Genomic DNA, 15,510 nt, shown 5'->3' with positions numbered 1-15,510 from the left:
AGACCCTATGCAGGGCTCAGCCCGGAGTCACCAGCCTCGCCTCGTACGCGAACACCGCCGCCTGCGTACGGTCGCGCAGGCCCAGCTTCACCAGGATGCGGCTCACATGCGTCTTGATCGTGGATTCGGCGACCACCAGGTGGGAGGCGATCTCGCCGTTCGACAGGCCCTGGGCGATCAGCACCAGGACCTCCGTCTCCCGTTCCGTCAGGTCGCCCACCCGTGCCAGGGCCGGCGGGCGCGCCGTCTCGGCGGTCTTGGCGAACTCGGTGATCAGCCGCTTGGTGACCGTGGGCGCCAGCAGTGCCTCGCCGGACGCCACCACCCGTACCCCCTCCGCGAGCTGCCGCGCCGAGGCGTCCTTCAGCAGGAAGCCCGACGCTCCGGCGCGCAGCGCCTGGTACACGTACTCGTCCAGGTCGAACGTCGTCAGCACCAGCACCTTCGCGTCGCCGTCCGCCGCGACGATCTCGCGGGTGGCGTCGATGCCGTTCATCTCCGGCATGCGGATGTCCATCAGGACGACGTCCGGGCGGAGCGCCTCCACCTGCCGGACCGCCTCCCGGCCGTTGACGGCCTCGCCCACGACCTCGATGTCGGGCATCGCGTTCAGCAGGACGGAGAAGCCCTCCCGGACCATGATCTGGTCGTCGACGATCAGTACGCGGATGGTCATGCCACCTCCTCCCGCGCCACCGGCAGGAACACCGCGACCTCGTAGCCGCCGTCCTCCGTCGCCTCGGCCGTCATCTCGCCGTCCAGCATCGCCACCCGCTCCCGCATGCCCGTGATCCCGTGCCCGGCACCCGGTGAGGGCTTCACCAGGCCGCGCGCCGGGCCGTTGACCACCCTGAGGCCCAGCCCGCCGAGCACGTACGACACCTCCACCTTCGCGGACGCGCCGGGCGCGTGCCGCAGCACGTTGCTGAGCGCCTCCTGCACGATCCGGTACGCCGACAGCTCCACGCCCTGCGGCAGCTCGCGCGCCGCGCCGGTGACGGTGGCGTCCACCGTGAGGCCCGCGTCGCGGACGTTGGCGATCAGGCCGTCGAGGTCGGCGAGCGTCGGCTGGGGCGCGTCGGGCGCCTCGTAGTCCTCGGCCCGTACGACGCCGAGGATGCGGCGCAGCTCGGTCAGCGCGGCGACCGCGTTCTCGCGGATCGTGGCGAACGCCTGCTCCAGCTCGGGCGGCGGGTTCTCCACCCGGTAGGGGGCGGCCTCCGCCTGGATGGCGACGACCGACATGTGGTGGGCGACCACGTCGTGCAGCTCGCGCGCGATGGTGGTGCGCTCCTCCAGGAGGGTGCGCCTGGACCGCTCCTGGGCGGTGACGGTCTGCTGTGCGGTGACCTCCTCCCGCGCCTCGCGGCGGGTGTGCAGGACGGTGACGAAGAGCAGGGCGAGCGCGGAGACGACCAGCAGCGGGGCGGTGTGGGCTCCGCCCCGGCTGAGGACGGCCTCGCAGAAGAAGCCGAAGACGCCGGTGAGCGCCCACATCCACGCGGCGGTGCGCGGCCTGGTCCGGGCCGCCACCACGGTCAGCACCACGAGGTGGGCGCCGAAGCTCGTCGGGGGCCACGGCCAGCCGTCCCAGAAGTCGGAGAGCACGCTCACGAACGGCGCGCTCACCAGCGACAGCCAGAAGGCGGCGACGGGCCGGACCAGGGTCAGCAGCACCGCCGCCGCCGGGATGAGCCCGGTCAGCGGCTGGCCGTCCTGGTACCCCACCGACAGCACCAGCAGGGCGGCGCCGGCCACCAGGGCGTGCGGGAACCAGCCCATGTACCTGCGTATGGACCGTGGCAGCCGCCTGGTCACCGGGCCGTCGGTCCTCATGGGCGGGAGCATCCGGTAGGCGAGGGCGTCGTCGAGGAGCTCACGGCGCATGCCCATGAACATGTCGTGCGCCATCCGGTACTCCGGGCTGCGGGTCTTGGTGTCGGTCACGTCAGCAACGGTAAGCAAGCGCGGGGACGCGGTCGTCACCTTGGATGCGGATCCTTCCGCGTCCCCCTGGAGTACTACGGCGCTGATCAAGCCACTGATCAGGCGCGGAACACCCCGGCGTGATCCCGCGCCCACTCCGCGAACGTCCGGGCCGGCCGCCCTGTGACCCGCTCCACGGTGTCGACGACGGTACGGCCCACCGGCGGGGTGTTCCCGTACGCCTCCAGCAGGAAGTCGATCACCTCCTGCGGATGGCCCGCCGCCCGCCACTGCTCGACGGCCTCCTCGGGGGACATCTCCACGAGCTCGATCTTCCGCCCCCGAGCGTCGGCGATCGCGTCGACCTTGTCCCGGACCGTGAGCGCTTCCGGCCCGGTGATCACGTACTCGCGGCCTCCGTGCCCGTCCCGCGTCAGCGCGACGGCCGCGACCGCGCCGATGTCGCCCTCGTGGACCATGGCGCTGAGCCGCCCCACGAACGGCTCGCGCACCTCGTCGGCCGTACGGATGCCCTCCGCCCACTCCAGGGCGTTGCCCATGAACTCGACGGGCATCAGCACCGTCCAGTCGAAGCCCGAGCCGGCCCGCACGGCGTCCTCCAGCAGGCTGGGCCCACCGCCGTGCAGCACGGTGATCCGCCGGACGCCCGCCTCGCGGGCCAGCTCCAGGATGCGCGGGCCGGTCTCCAGCGGCGCGAAGTACGCCCCGCCGAACGTGATCAGGTGCAGGCCGGTGACCCCGTCGAGGGCGGCGGTGAGGGTGTCGGGCTCGGTGAGGTCGCCGCGTACGACCTCGACGCCCTCGGGGAAGTCCGCCTTGGCGGGGTCGCGGGTCAGGGCGCGGACGGGCTCGCCGAGGCGCAGCAGTTCGGCGACGACCTGGCGGCCGACGGTTCCGGTGGCTCCGGTCACGAGGTTCATGGCGTGCGTGTTCTTCGTCATGGAGCCGACGCTACGAGCCCTTGCGGACAGGTTCTGTCCTTGATTACCACGCCAGTTGGGCGATCTCCTCCGCGACCACCGCGCACGCGTCCGCCGCCGGGTCGATCAGCGGGAAGTGCCCCACCTCGTCCAGCAGCGTCAGCCCGACCATCTCGCCCGCCTTCGCCGCCGCGTCCACGTACGCCTCGGCCACGGCCTGCGGTACGACGGTGTCCTCGCGGCCCTGGACGACCGCCGTGGCGATCCCGGTCGGCAGCAGCGCGGCCGGGTCGGCGTACCCGGCACGCGACTCGAAGTCCCCTTCTCCGCCGAGCAGTTGGGACACCGCTCCCCCGCACACGTCCAGCTCCACGGCCCGCTCGAAGTGCGCGATGGGCGCCAGGGCGACCACCCCGCGCAGCGCGGGCGGGGCGTCCAGCCGCCACCGCGCGCCGGCCGGACCCGCCGGCAGGACGTGCCGGGCGGCCGCCCACAGCGCCAGGTGCCCGCCCGCCGAGTGGCCGGTGACGACCGTGCGGCGCGGGTCGGCCTGCGGCAGATGCGTGCGCACCAGGCCGGGCAGGGCGTCCAGGGCGGCGGCGACGTCGTCGAACGTCTCGGGCCAGCGCCCCGCGACCGGACCGCTGCCGCCCTGCGCGGGGATGTCCCTGCCGCGCCGGTACTCGACGTTGGCGACGGCGAAACCCCGGCGTGCCAGGTAGTCCACGAACGGGGTGATGTGCCGCCGGTCGTACGGCGCCCGCCACGCCCCGCCGTGCAGCACGACGACGAGCGGCGCGCGGTCGCCCCCGCGAGGGGCGTAGAAGTCCACGATCTGGTCCGGGTGTTCACCGTACGAGGCGGTGGAGTCCGGGTCGACGGCCGGATGCGACAGGGCCGACGCTTCCTCGGCGGCGTCGCGCGCGGCGGGGTCGGGCATGCTGCTCAACCTTTCGGTGACGGGGCCGAATTGGCCTGACCTGCGGGGACGGTACCAGGACTGACGCCCCCGCAGATCAGGTCGAACGTCAGCCCAATTCCTCCGCCACCTCCGCGAGAACGCGAGCCGCGCGCTCGGCGTCCGCGAAGGAGACGTACAGCGGAGTGAAGCCGAACCGCAGCACGTCAGGGCGGCGCAGGTCGCCGACCACGCCCCGGGCGATGAGCTCCTTCATCACGGCGGGCGCGTCCGGGCAGCTCAGCGCCACCTGGCTGCCGCGCTCGTCGTGCGCCTCGGGCGTGACGGACGCGACCCGGCCGTCCGGGACGTACGCCCGTACGCACTCCAGGAAGAAGTCCGTCAGGGCCAGGCTCTTGGCCCGTACCGCCTCGACGGGCACCCCGTCCCACACGTCCAGCGCCGCCTCCAGCGCCAGCATGGAGAGGATGTCGGGCGTGCCGACGCGCCCGCGCACCGCGCCCTCGGCCGCCGCGTACCCGGGGGTCATCGCGAACGGGTCGGCGTGCGAGTTCCAGCCGGGCAGCGGGGAGTCGAAGCGCGGCTGGTGGCGCTCGGCGACGTACAGGTAGGCGGGCGCGCCGGGGCCGCCGTTGAGGTACTTGTACGTGCAGCCGACGGCCAGGTCCACGCCGTGCGCGTCCAGGCCGACGGGCAGGGCGCCCGCGCTGTGGCACAGGTCCCACACGGCCAGGGCGCCCGCCTCGTGGACGGCCGCCGTGATGCCCGGCAGGTCGTGCAGCCGGCCCGTGCGGTAGTCGACGTGGTTGACGAGCGCGGCGGCCGTGCGCGGCCCGACCGTGCCGGCCACGTCCCCGGGGGCGGCGGCGACCAGCCGCTTGCCGGTCAGCTTCGCGGCCGACTCGGCGATGTACCCGTCCGTGGGGAACGTGGTGGCGTCCACGACGATCTCGTCGCGGTCCTCGCCGGCCAGCCGTACGGCTCCGACCAGCGCCTTGAAGACGTTGACGCTCGTCGAGTCGCCGACCACCACCTGGCCGGGCGCCGCACCGACGAGCGGCGCGATCCGGTCGCCGATCCGCTCCGGCGCGGTCCACCAGCCGCTCTCGTCCCAGGAGCGGATGCGCAGCTCGCCCCACTCGCGGGTGATGACGTCGGCCATGCGGCCCGGCACGTGGCGGGGCAGCGCGCCGAGCGAGTTGCCGTCGAGGTAGACGACACCGTCGTCGAGCGCGAACAGTTCGCGGTGCTTGGCGAGTTGGTCCCGGGCGTCCAGCGACGCCGCCTTCGCTATGAGGTCAGACATGGCTGCGCGCCGTCCACACCTCGGGAAAAACGTTCTTTCGGGCCCGCTTCTCCAGCCAGGCCACGCCTGCCGAGCCGGCGGTGCCCGTCTTGGAGCCCATCGCGCGCCGCGTCGCGACCAGGTGGTCGTTGCGCCAGCGCCACACCAGCTCGCCGACGTCCGTCAACGCCTCGCCCAGCCGCACCAGTTCATCGTTTTCGTCCGGATTGGCGTAGATACGCGCCCAGATGTCCTCGACCACCTGCGAGGGCTCGTACTTCTGCGACAGGTCACGGCGCAGAACGCTGTCCGGCACCGGATGCCCGCGCCGCGCGAGGAGCCGCAGCACCTCGTCGTACAGGCTCGGCTCGTGCAGCGCCTTCTCCAGCTCCGCGTGGACGCGCGGCGCGCCCCGGTGCGGCACCAGCATCGACGCGGACTTCTCGCCCAGCAGGAACTCCAGCCGCCGGTACATCGCCGACTGGAACCCGGAGCCCTCGCCGAGAGCGCCCCGGTAGGAATTGAACTGGGCGGGCGTGAGCCGGGCCAGCGGCTTCCAGGAGGCGTTCAGCGCCTCCAGCTCGCGCACGGAACGCTCCAGCGCGTCCATCGCCACCGGGATCCTGTCCTCGCGCAGCGCGCGGCTCGCGGTCTCCCACTCGTGGACGATCACGGTGAACCACAACTCCATGACCTGGGTCGTCACCAGGAAGACCATTTCTCCCGGATCGTCCGAGAGCGGGTGCTGGAGGTGGGTGAGGACGTCCGCCTGGACGTAGTCCTCGTACGGCGTCGTGCCTGTGTACTCCAGGTTCGGGGTGTCGTCCGAACCGGTCACGGAGGCATCGGGGGAAGTAGACATCGCTGTCTCCATCAATGCGTGCTACCGGGTAGCGGTCTGCCCCCCTTTTTTCGGGCGCTCGGTTCGCGAGCAGCCGACCGGGGAGCCCCGGTCCCCTCGGGACCGCACCCGTGTGCGTACGGGTGGTCCCAGTCGCATCATGACACGAGCGGCCCCTCGATGTACCGGCCGGATGCGTCGTACGGCCAGGCATTGGACGTGCAGCCGTCCAGGCCCTTGATCTGCTGCATCATCACCGGCGCGGGCCTGCCCGGGCCGCCGCAGCCCATGTGCTCGCGGATGCCGATCTCATGCCCGACCTCATGGTTGATGATCAGGTGGCGGTACTCGGCCGGCGTTCCGGTGAAGGTCGGCGAGCCCAGCATCCAGCGCTTGAGGTTCACGACGACCCCGTCGGTCGTCTCGCAGTTCAACTCACCGCGGGTGTCAAGCCCCTGGGCCCGGCACAGCGCGTCCGCGGTGGCGGGCGTGGCGATACGGATGACGAAGTCGGCGTCCTCGGCGACGAGCTGGAACGAGCCCCGGCCGTGGGCGGCCCAGCTCCGCGGGTGGGCGAGGATCCGCTCGATCTCCTCCGCCGCCTGTGCGGCCGAGAGGCCGGTGCCGTCCTCCACCTGGACGCGGTAGCGGCGCGGGGTCCCCGAGCCGGTCTTGGCGCCGGTGGACCGGGCGGTGGTGAAGGTGCCGGGCCCGGAGGACGGGACGGTCACGGGAGGGCCGGGCTCGTCACGCCGGGGCGGGGCGTCGCGGCCGGCGCGCGGGGAGGCGGAGGCGTCGCGGCCGGCGGCGGGCGGCTCGTGCGGCGGTGGGAGCGGGCGAGCGGTGCTGCCGGGGCCCGCGGCGGACGGGGCGCCGTCGCCGTTGCCCTGCCAGTGGGCGAAGGCGGCGCCGCCGCCCAGGCAGACGGCGACCAGGCCGAGGGACAGCAGGACTATCCGGCCCACCGGGGCGCGGCCACCGCCGCCGCCTCGCGTGCTCCGGCGGCGACGACGTCCTCGCGGTGCGGCAGCGCGCTTCCCCACAACAGGTCTCCGTTCGATGGTGCGTGCGATCGTAACGGTCACGCATCGATAACGGTGCGACCCGCCTCACCCCGACTGGAGGGAACCAGTCCGGATGGGCGGGCCTCAGCGTGGGGGAACCCGGGTCAGCCGAGCGTGTCGGCGGCCAGGGGCGACGAGTCACGGAGGAAGGTCGAGCACCGCTCGTACTCCTCCTGCTCACCGATCACCTGCGCCGCACGCGCCAGGGCGTTCAGGGCACGGAGGAAGCCGCGGTTGGGCTCGTGCTCCCACGGCACCGGGCCGTGGCCCTTCCAGCCGCTGCGGCGCAGGGCGTCCAGGCCCCGGTGGTAGCCGGTCCTGGCGTACGCGTACGACTCGACGACCCGGCCGGCCTCGAACGCGTCGTCGGCGAGCTGGGCCCAGGCCAGGGAGGAGGCGGGGTACTTCGCGGCGACGTCCGCCGGTGCGGCGCCGCTCGCGAGCAGCTCGCGCGGCTCGGGGTCGTCGGGCAGGTGAGTGGGGGGCGGTCCCCCCAGCAGGTTTTCGTGGATGACCATGCCACCAGTGTCACAGGCCCGGCACCGCGGAGGCGATGCCGGGCCCGTGCGTGGCGCTGGAAGGTGTTACTTCAGCTTCGTGCCGGTCGAGCGCAGCGCGGCGCACGCCTCGGTCACACGCTTGGCCATGCTGGCCTCGGCCAGCTTGCCCCAGGTGCGCGGGTCGTAGGTCTTCTTGGAGCCGACCTCGCCGTCGACCTTCAGCACACCGTCGTAGTTCTTGAACATGTGGTCCGCGACCGGACGGGTGAAGGCGTACTGGGTGTCGGTGTCGAGGTTCATCTTCACGACGCCGTTCTCCAGCGCGGTGGAGATCTCCTCGGCCGTGGAGCCGGAGCCGCCGTGGAAGACGAAGTCGAACGGGTTCGCCTTGCCGAAGCGCTCGGCGACGCCCTCCTGGAGGTCCTTGAGCAGCTCGGGGCGGAGCACGACGTTGCCCGGCTTGTAGACGCCGTGGACGTTGCCGAAGGAGGCGGCCAGCAGGTAGCGGCCCTTCTCGCCCAGGCCGAGCGCCTCGGCGGTGCGGATGGCGTCGTCGACGGTGGTGTACAGCTCGTCGTTGATCTCGTGGCTGACGCCGTCCTCCTCGCCACCGGTCGGGGTGATCTCGACCTCAAGGATGATCTTGGCGGCGGCAGCCTTGGCGAGCAGCTCCTGGCCGATGGCCAGGTTGTCGGCGAGGGTCTCGGCCGAGCCGTCCCACATGTGGGACTGGAACAGCGGGTTCTCACCCTTGGCGACCCGCTCGGCGGAGATGTCGAGCAGCGGACGGACGTAGCCGTCCAGCTTGTCCTTCGGGCAGTGGTCGGTGTGCAGGGCGATGGTGACGTCGTACTTCGCGGCGACGATGTGCGCGAACTCGGCCAGGGCGACCGCGCCGGTCACCATGTCCTTGCTGTACTGGCCGCCCAGGAACTCCGCGCCACCCGTCGAGATCTGGATGATGCCGTCGCTCTCTGCCTCCGCGAAACCACGCAGCGCGGCGTGCAGAGTCTGCGACGAGGTGACGTTGATGGCCGGGTAGGCGAACTTGCCTGCCTTCGCCCGGTCGAGCATCTCGTTGTAGATCTCGGGGGTTGCGATGGGCATCTGTCCGCTCCTTGTGATCTGCGGTTGCGTTGCGTTGCTGATCCCTGACCTGGGGGCGACGTCATCGTCGCACCTATCTTTCCAGACTCCGCCGTGGGCTCCACCCCGCGTGCCACAAGGGGTGGACGGTTTCACGTGAAACCGTCCACCCCTTGAGAAAACCGCAGCTCAAGCCCCTTATGAGCGCTGTTTGGCTCAGGCGAGGCCCAGCTCGTCGAGCGCGTACGCGTACAGGTAGGGCACCCCGGCCGTCTGGCTGATCTTCTCGGCCGCACCGGTCGCGCGGTCCACGATCGTGGCCACCGCGACGACCTCCGCGCCGGCCTCGCGGACCGCCTCGACGGCGGTCAGCGGCGACCCGCCGGTGGTGGAGGTGTCCTCCACCACCAGGACCCGGCGGCCCTTGATGTCCGGGCCCTCGACGCGGCGCTGCATACCGTGCGCCTTGGCGGCCTTGCGGACGACGAAGGCGTCGAGCTTCCGGCCGCGCGCGGCGGCCGCGTGCAGCATCGACGTGGCGACCGGGTCGGCACCGAGGGTGAGACCGCCCACCGCGTCGTAATCGAGGTCGGCGGTCAGATCGAGCATGACCTGACCGACGAGCGGCGCGGCGGCGCCGTCCAGGGTGATCCGGCGCAGGTCGACGTAGTAGTCGGCCTCCAGACCCGAGGAGAGGGTCACCTTGCCGTGCACCACGGCCTTGTCCTTGATCTGCTGGAGCAGATCGGCTCGTACGTCAGTCATGGACACGAGCTTAAGCCGCCCCGTCAGAGCCGTCTCACAGCCGCCGCCAGGCGAAGGTCGCGGCGATCTCCAGCGGCTCGATGGGCGTCACCAGGCGTGGAGCGGTGTTGAGGCCGTTCGGCGGACCCGACTGGGGCTCCACGCAGATCGCCGCCTCCTGCTCGTCGTACACCACGACCCACGGGGCACGGCTGGTCACCTTCAGCTCCAGTTGCCCGGGCCAGGTGAGGGTGACGTCCACCCCGTCCGGCATCCCGAAGCAGTCGTCCCAGGGGCCGGGCGTGGGCGCGATGCGGCGACCGGTGGGGAGGTGGTCGTCGCCCCGCTCCTCCTGCCACTCGGGCGTGAAGTCCAGCGTGACGTCCTCGCCGCCGAGGTTCCGGTTGAACCACGGGTGCCAGCCGGCCTGGGCCGGGAAGGAGTCGCCATGCGTCTCGACGCCGAGCTGGAGGGTGAGCGCGTCCTCGGTGAGCTGGAACGCCTGGGTGACCCGGCCGGGGTACGGCCAGGGCTCGGCGAGGTCGTAGGTGAAGACCGCCTCGGCCTTGTCGGCGACGGCGGTGCGCCACGCGGTGTCGCGCCCGGTGCCGTGGATGGCGTGCGGCGGGGAGTTGAGCGGCAGTTGGTGCCACGTCGCCCCGCTGAGGAACCGGCCGTTCGCGATCCGCCCGCACCAGGGCACCATCGGGAAACAGCCGTACCGGTCGCCCTGCCGCAGCAGTTCGGTCCCGCCGATCCGCAGGCTCTCGATGCGGCATCCGTTGTCCGGACGCACCGTCAACTCGACGTCTCCGGCCGCGAGCCGGACGCTCTGTTCGCTACTGGTCACGTCCCCGACACTACTTGCGGCGCCGCAGCGCGCGCCCGACCACCACCGCGGAGGCGAGGGCGAGCGCCGCGGCGGGGGCCAGCCACCGCAGCGTGGCGGTCGTCGACGCGGTCTCCGGCCCGGGCGTGGGCGCGTACCGGCCGCGCGGCGGGGCGTGGTCGACCTCCTCCGCACTGCGCCCGATCATGGTGCGCCGTGCGTGGGCGGCCTCGACGCCCGGGTCGGGCAGCGCGCCGTCCGGGATGTCGGGCACCTCGAACTCCGCGTCGGCCAGCGGATCCAGCGACGGCGGCGGCACGGGTGCGTCGAACACGGACCCGGCGCTCTCGGCACCCTGGTCCACCCCGTCGTCGTCGACGTCCAGGTCGTCGTCGTCCAGGTCGCCGGCGTCCACGTCGTAGGCGGGCTGATCCGCGGCCGGCTGACCCTCGGCGTGCTGACCCTCGGCGTCCTGGTCACCGGAGCCCGTCGCGTCCGCACGGGAGACACCGGACGCGGTCGTCGCCGTCGCCGTCGCCGTGAGCGACTCGGCGAAACGGTCCAGCAGGCGGTGCGCCGCCGAGAGAGCCGCGTCGTCCGGCAGCTCCGCCAGCCGGCCCTCCGCGCTGGTCGTGCCCGTGAAGCGCAGCGTCGTACCGCCGTCCACCGGGGAGAGCCGTACCGTCAGGGCGAGCTTCGCCGAGCCGGGGCCGCGCACCTCCGTGCCCTCGCCCTCCACGGCGTACGCGCCGTCCTCCTGGGCGGCGATACGCAGGGCGCCCCGGTAGGTGATCGAGTGGCCGCCGGCGCGCACCTTGAGGCGGCCCGACAGCGGGCCGGCCGACTCGTCCGCGTCCTGCTGGAGCCCCGGTACGCACGGGGCGACCCGGGCGGGGTCCGCCAGCACGGCCCGGAGAGTCTCTACGTCAACCGGAACGAACACCTCATGCTCCATGGAGCCCGAGCCTACCCACGCCCGGCGCTCACGTCTGCCATGTGCGCAAGGCCAAAAGGGGTCACTCGCCGTACCGCGGGTGCACCAATGTCGACGGCGGCAGGCCCCTGAGCGGCGCCCCCGCCACCTGGCGCACCCCCTCCACCGCACCCGGGTCCGGCGGCGCCTCGCCCCTCGCGGCGAGGAAGAAGCCCCAGTCGTAGGGCGCCGCCCCGCCGCCCGTGGACCGGTCGGGGCCCGCGGCGAAGCCGGAGAGCCGCCCGGTCGCGCGGTAGGGCCGGGTGGTGAAGCCGGCCGACCGCAGCGTGGCGTCCACCGTCCAGTACGTGTGCGGCCGGGACGCCATCGGCCCGGCGTGCACCGCGAGCCGCCCACCGTCGGTGAGGACCCGGGCGGCCAGGCCGTAGAACTCCGCCGAGTACAGCTTCGTGCTGGCGGTGATGCCCGGGTCCGGCAGGTCGGAGATCACCACGTCGTACGACGCGCCCTCCGCCACCGCCTCCCGGAGCCGGGCGAACGCGTCCCCGTACACCACCCGCACCCTCGGCTCCCCGTACGCGTACCCGTTCAGCCGGGCGAGGCCCTCATCGTGCCGGGCCAGCCGCACCACGCCGGGGTCCAGCTCGACGACCGTCACCGACTCCACGTCGCCGTACCGGAGCACCTCCCGCGCCGCCAGCCCGTCGCCGCCGCCCAGGACCAGCACGCGCGCGTGCGGCCCGTGCATCGCGGGGTGCACCAGCGCCCGGTGGTAGCGGTGCTCGTCCCGCCCGCTGACCCGCAGCCGCCCGTCCAGGAACAGCTCCGGAGGCTCGCCCCGCCCGCCCGTGAGGACCACCTCCTGCACGTCCGTCTGGACGGCGACGCGCACCCGCTCCCCGTACACCGCCCGCCGCGCCGCCCGCTCGAAGTCGTCGACCAGCACGGTCGCCGTCGCGAGCACCCCCAGCACCGCCACATTGCTGACCAGGAGGAGCCGCCGCGCACGGGTGGTCAGGTCCCGCCCGAACAGCCACAGCACCAGCGCCCCGCCCGCCACCGCGTTGACCGCCCCGGTGAGCAGCGCGCTCGTGAGCTGCCCCAGCCACGGCAGCAGCAGGAACGGGAACGCCAGCCCGCCGACGAGCGCCCCCACGTAGTCGGCGGCGAACAGGTCCGCGACCGTCCCGCCCGCGTCCTGCTCGGCCCGCCGCGAGATGCGCTGGATCAGCGTCATCAGCAGCGGCATCTCCGCCCCGATGAGCATCCCGATGGCCAGGGAGAACCCCACCAGCGCGTACCGCGACTCGCCGATCCACGCGAACGTGGCGTACAGGACGAGGGCCGAGCAGCCGCCGACCAGCGCCAGCAAGGCCTCCAGCAGCCCGAAGCCGACGGCCGCCCGGCAGCGCAGCCGCTTGGCGAGCAGCGAACCGACGCCCATCGCGAAGACCATCACCGACAGGACGACGGACGCCTGCTTGACGGAGTCCCCGATCAAATAGGAAGCAAGCGCGACCAGTTCCAGCTCGTACACCAATCCGCACGCCGCGCAGATGAAGACCGTGGCCAGCACCAGGACGCGTCCCGCCCGCTGCCGCGCGGGCGGCGCTGCCGGACCGCCCTGGGCGGGCGGCACGGCGACGGAGACGTGCGGCGCTTCGATCACGCAAATAACGCTACGTCACGCCCCGATACCCCTTGGTCACCCACACGAGTGCAACTAGAGCGAGGCGTGCATACGAACGCCCACGCTGGTCCGGGTAACCACCAACTGCCCTTCCTGTGGGTAGGCGTGCCACGTGCGCCACCGCACCTGACCCTCGTGCCGTTGCGCGAGCATGGCGGTGAAGGCGTGCGGCGAGCCCGGGAACGTACCGGCGAGGCCGTTCGGATGGTCGGCGACGAGCGCCAGCAGCTCTTGCGCGCGGCCGGCGAACGATCCCTTGGACAACGTCTCGACGCGCGCGGCGAACTCGTACTCCCACTCGCCGATCCGCTTCGCCACTCCCAGCGGCAGTGGCGTGCTGCTGCCCGGCATGCAGGCGACGGTCTCCGAACAGCGGCCCCGCTCCTCCTCCAGCAGGACCTGGTGGGAGGCACCGAGGAGTCTGAGCTGAAGCGTGGCGCCGGACAGTTCGAGGTCGAGTACGGCGAGGGCGGGCAGCGCCTCCCGGCCCAGCGCCCACGCCAGGTCGGCGGCGCGCGTGTCGGTGTAGGAGGTCTTGAGCGTCGTGAGCATGGGTCGGCTCCGCAAACACGGTTTGACGGTGGACCGGGGCGTCCCGGAAGACGTTCGGGGGGACTGGGGGATCTCCGTCTCGAAATCCACGCACGAGGTCCAAGGACTGGATGTTCTCGACAGCGAGCGAATCATGAACTGCGGCGAACTCACAGCGTTTTTACCCAACTTGGCGTGGTTTCCATCCCCTGGGGGGCCAGCCGGTTCAACTGTTCAACAGGAACCGACCGATAACCTCTACAAAAATTGCCAACGGCAAGGCGCCCGGCGGGAGTTCACTGCCGGGCGCCTTCCCCGTGGTCGCGGACCGGCTGCCCCGTGTCAGCTGCCTCCGCCACCACATCCACCGCCGCCCCCGGAGGACCCGCCTCCGCAGGACGACCCCCCTCCGCAGGACGATCCGCCCCCGTCACCGGCCCACCAACTGCCGCTGGTGGAAGCCCCGGAGGAGTTTCCGTAGTGCGAGCGGCGCCGGGTCTTGCCACCGCCCGCCACACCGACCGCGATGAGGAAACCCACCACGACGATCAAACCGGCGGCGATCAGGCCCATCTCCACGCGAATCACCATCCCCCGTGTCGTACGTGAGAGGGGGATGCCCCCGCCCACACCCGTCCTAATCCGAATTGAGCAAGTCCAGAGGTTCAGCTACAGGACGATCCGCCTCCGCCTCCGCACGAGGAACTGGAGCCACCGCCGCACGACGACCAGCTCGAACACGACGAGGACGAGGAGGAGGACGAGCCGCCGCCGTCCGCCCACCAGCTCCGGCGCCTCGGGCGACCGCCGCCGATCGCCGACCGGACCGCGCCCACCACGATGGCGACGGCCACCAGAATGAACATCACCTCGAAGACCCCTGCGTCCACCATGGCCCTCACCTGCCTCTTCCCTTGCGTTCCGGCTGTGTGGCAGGGAGATCCCCCCGGTGATCACGCGCCAAAGCACACTTGAGCAACTCCAGAGCTTCGGCCCAGGATGGCCGCCATGACACGACCGCCGCTCAACCGCCGCCTCGCCGAGTTCGGAACGACGATCTTCGCGGAGATGTCCGCCCTCGCCGTCTCCACCGGCTCGGTCAACCTCGGCCAGGGCTTCCCCGACACCGACGGCCCCGAGGCCATCGCCGAGGCCGCCGTCCGCGCCATCCGGGACGGCAGGGGCAACCAGTACCCGCCCGGCCCCGGCGTCCCCGAGCTGCGCACCGCCGTCGCCGACCACCAGCGCGAGCGGTACGGCCTGGCGTACGACCCCGACACCGAGGTCCTCGTCACGGCGGGCGCCACGGAGGCGATCGCCGCCGCCCTGCTGGGGCTGGTCGAGCCCGGCGACGAGGTCATCGCGCTGGAGCCGTACTACGACTCCTACGCCGCGTGCGTCGCCATGGCGGGCGGCACCCGCGTCCCGGTCACGCTGCGCCCGCACGGCGACAGGTTCGTCCTCGACCTGGACGAGCTGCGGGCCGCCGTCACCGACCGCACCCGCCTCATCCTGCTCAACACCCCGCACAACCCCACCGGGACCGTCCTCACCCGCGACGAGCTGGCCGCCATCGCCGCGCTCGCCGTCGAGCGCGACCTGCTCGTCGTCACCGACGAGGTGTACGAGCACCTCGTCTTCGACGACGCCGAGCACATCCCCATCGCCACGTTCCCCGGCATGCGCGAGCGCACGGTCACCATTTCGAGTGCCGGGAAGACGTTCTCGTTCACCGGCTGGAAGGTCGGCTGGGTCACCGCCGCGCCCGCGCTGGTCACGGCCGTGCGCTCGGCGAAGCAGTACCTGACCTACGTCTCCGCCGGCCCCTTCCAGTACGCGATCGCCGAGGCGCTGCGCCTGCCGGGGGAGTACTTCACCGGGCTGCGCGACGACCTGCGCGCCAAGCGCGACCTGCTCGCCGACGGGCTGGCACAGGCGGGCTTCGGGGTGTTCCGGCCGCGGGGGACCTACTTCATCACCACCGACATCCGCCCGCTGGGCGAGCGCGACGGCATCGAGTTCTGCCGCGCGCTGCCCGGCCGCTGCGGGGTCGTCGCCATCCCCCACGCGGTCTTCTACGACCACCGCGAACAGGGTGCGCCCTTCGTACGGTTCGCCTTCTGCAAGCGGACCGAGGTCCTCCAGGACGCGGTGAAGCGACTGGCGACCCTTTAGCGCGCGGCGGGCCCCCTGTCACGGCGACACGCACGCGTGCGGGGG

The 15,510-nt window shown here is 72.3% G+C and carries 15 protein-coding genes; 1 reads left to right on the top strand and 14 read right to left on the bottom strand.

Annotated features, from left to right (window positions below; all coding sequences use genetic code 11):
• Positions 1-16: 16 nt before the first annotated feature.
• The 14 genes from AB0J57_RS13945 to AB0J57_RS13880 all read right to left on the bottom strand — a co-directional run bounded on the left by AB0J57_RS13945 (position 17) and on the right by AB0J57_RS13880 (position 13,311).
• Entirely contained in the window at positions 17-676 is a 660-nt protein-coding gene (locus tag AB0J57_RS13945; protein ID WP_366128315.1) for a response regulator transcription factor, read from the bottom strand.
• Complete coding sequence (locus tag AB0J57_RS13940; protein WP_366128522.1) at positions 673-1,911, bottom strand: histidine kinase; 1,239 nt, start codon at positions 1,909-1,911, stop codon at positions 673-675. The genes AB0J57_RS13945 and AB0J57_RS13940 overlap by 4 nt, the downstream gene beginning before the upstream one ends.
• A gap of 134 nt (positions 1,912-2,045) precedes the next feature.
• Positions 2,046-2,888 (bottom strand): NAD(P)H-binding protein, encoded by an 843-nt coding sequence (locus AB0J57_RS13935; RefSeq protein ID WP_366128314.1) that lies wholly within the window; start codon positions 2,886-2,888, stop codon positions 2,046-2,048.
• Between the two features lie 43 nt (positions 2,889-2,931).
• Positions 2,932-3,807 carry an alpha/beta hydrolase gene (locus AB0J57_RS13930; protein ID WP_366128313.1) on the bottom strand — a complete coding sequence of 292 codons (876 nt, stop codon included), beginning with the start codon at positions 3,805-3,807 and terminating at the stop codon, positions 2,932-2,934.
• 88 nt (positions 3,808-3,895) lie between these two features.
• Positions 3,896-5,092 carry a kynureninase gene (kynU, locus tag AB0J57_RS13925; RefSeq protein ID WP_366128312.1) on the bottom strand — a complete coding sequence of 399 codons (1,197 nt, stop codon included), beginning with the start codon at positions 5,090-5,092 and terminating at the stop codon, positions 3,896-3,898.
• A complete protein-coding gene (locus AB0J57_RS13920; RefSeq protein WP_366128311.1) occupies positions 5,085-5,933 on the bottom strand; it encodes a tryptophan 2,3-dioxygenase family protein in 849 nt (282 codons plus the stop codon). Before AB0J57_RS13920 ends, kynU begins: the two co-directional genes overlap by 8 nt.
• 137 nt (positions 5,934-6,070) lie before the next feature.
• Positions 6,071-6,877, bottom strand: a complete 807-nt coding sequence (locus AB0J57_RS13915) for a DUF3152 domain-containing protein (RefSeq protein ID WP_366128310.1) — start codon at positions 6,875-6,877, stop codon at positions 6,071-6,073.
• A gap of 203 nt (positions 6,878-7,080) precedes the next feature.
• Positions 7,081-7,494 (bottom strand): DUF3151 domain-containing protein, encoded by a 414-nt coding sequence (locus AB0J57_RS13910; RefSeq protein ID WP_366128309.1) that lies wholly within the window; start codon positions 7,492-7,494, stop codon positions 7,081-7,083.
• Between the two features lie 66 nt (positions 7,495-7,560).
• Positions 7,561-8,601, bottom strand: a complete 1,041-nt coding sequence (fbaA, locus tag AB0J57_RS13905) for a class II fructose-bisphosphate aldolase (RefSeq protein ID WP_366128521.1) — start codon at positions 8,599-8,601, stop codon at positions 7,561-7,563.
• 177 nt (positions 8,602-8,778) lie between these two features.
• A complete protein-coding gene (gene pyrE / locus AB0J57_RS13900; RefSeq protein ID WP_366128308.1) occupies positions 8,779-9,327 on the bottom strand; it encodes an orotate phosphoribosyltransferase in 549 nt (182 codons plus the stop codon).
• Positions 9,328-9,361: 34 nt separating this feature from the next.
• Positions 9,362-10,156, bottom strand: coding sequence for an aldose 1-epimerase (locus tag AB0J57_RS13895; protein ID WP_366128307.1), 795 nt, complete (start codon positions 10,154-10,156; stop codon positions 9,362-9,364).
• 10 nt (positions 10,157-10,166) lie between these two features.
• Positions 10,167-11,090 carry an SRPBCC domain-containing protein gene (locus AB0J57_RS13890; protein ID WP_366128306.1) on the bottom strand — a complete coding sequence of 308 codons (924 nt, stop codon included), beginning with the start codon at positions 11,088-11,090 and terminating at the stop codon, positions 10,167-10,169.
• Between the two features lie 61 nt (positions 11,091-11,151).
• Positions 11,152-12,708 carry a polyamine aminopropyltransferase gene (locus AB0J57_RS13885; protein ID WP_366128520.1) on the bottom strand — a complete coding sequence of 519 codons (1,557 nt, stop codon included), beginning with the start codon at positions 12,706-12,708 and terminating at the stop codon, positions 11,152-11,154.
• An 84-nt stretch (positions 12,709-12,792) separates the two neighbouring features.
• The gene (locus tag AB0J57_RS13880) at positions 12,793-13,311 is read right to left on the bottom strand and encodes a DUF2617 family protein (RefSeq protein WP_366128304.1); all 519 of its coding nucleotides are present in this window, start codon (positions 13,309-13,311) and stop codon (positions 12,793-12,795) included.
• A gap of 978 nt (positions 13,312-14,289) precedes the next feature.
• Here AB0J57_RS13880 and AB0J57_RS13875 point away from each other — a divergent pair.
• On the top strand, positions 14,290-15,465 hold the full coding sequence (locus tag AB0J57_RS13875; protein WP_366128303.1) for a pyridoxal phosphate-dependent aminotransferase: 1,176 nt from the start codon (positions 14,290-14,292) through the stop codon (positions 15,463-15,465).
• Positions 15,466-15,510: the final 45 nt, after the last annotated feature.

It is taken from the genome of Streptomyces sp. NPDC049837, assembly GCF_040674455.1.
In the GTDB taxonomy this organism is placed as follows: Bacteria; Actinomycetota; Actinomycetes; order Streptomycetales; family Streptomycetaceae; genus Streptomyces.
This window is presented reverse-complemented; position numbering and strand designations above follow the sequence as displayed.

What these genes read in the sequence shown, in the direction of transcription:
- AB0J57_RS13935 (WP_366128314.1), bottom strand. Translation starts at nt 2,888, where the DNA reads ATGACGAAGAACACGCACGCCATGAACCTCGTGACCGGAGCCACCGGA.
- AB0J57_RS13910 (WP_366128309.1), bottom strand. Translation starts at nt 7,494, where the DNA reads ATGGTCATCCACGAAAACCTGCTGGGGGGACCGCCCCCCACTCACCTG.
- AB0J57_RS13920 (WP_366128311.1), bottom strand. Translation starts at nt 5,933, where the DNA reads ATGTCTACTTCCCCCGATGCCTCCGTGACCGGTTCGGACGACACCCCG.
- AB0J57_RS13890 (WP_366128306.1), bottom strand. Translation starts at nt 11,090, where the DNA reads ATGGAGCATGAGGTGTTCGTTCCGGTTGACGTAGAGACTCTCCGGGCC.
- AB0J57_RS13880 (WP_366128304.1), bottom strand. Translation starts at nt 13,311, where the DNA reads ATGCTCACGACGCTCAAGACCTCCTACACCGACACGCGCGCCGCCGAC.
- AB0J57_RS13945 (WP_366128315.1), bottom strand. Translation starts at nt 676, where the DNA reads ATGACCATCCGCGTACTGATCGTCGACGACCAGATCATGGTCCGGGAG.
- AB0J57_RS13940 (WP_366128522.1), bottom strand. Translation starts at nt 1,911, where the DNA reads ATGGCGCACGACATGTTCATGGGCATGCGCCGTGAGCTCCTCGACGAC.
- AB0J57_RS13930 (WP_366128313.1), bottom strand. Translation starts at nt 3,807, where the DNA reads ATGCCCGACCCCGCCGCGCGCGACGCCGCCGAGGAAGCGTCGGCCCTG.
- AB0J57_RS13875 (WP_366128303.1), top strand. Translation starts at nt 14,290, where the DNA reads ATGGCCGCCATGACACGACCGCCGCTCAACCGCCGCCTCGCCGAGTTC.
- pyrE (WP_366128308.1), bottom strand. Translation starts at nt 9,327, where the DNA reads ATGACTGACGTACGAGCCGATCTGCTCCAGCAGATCAAGGACAAGGCC.
- kynU (WP_366128312.1), bottom strand. Translation starts at nt 5,092, where the DNA reads ATGTCTGACCTCATAGCGAAGGCGGCGTCGCTGGACGCCCGGGACCAA.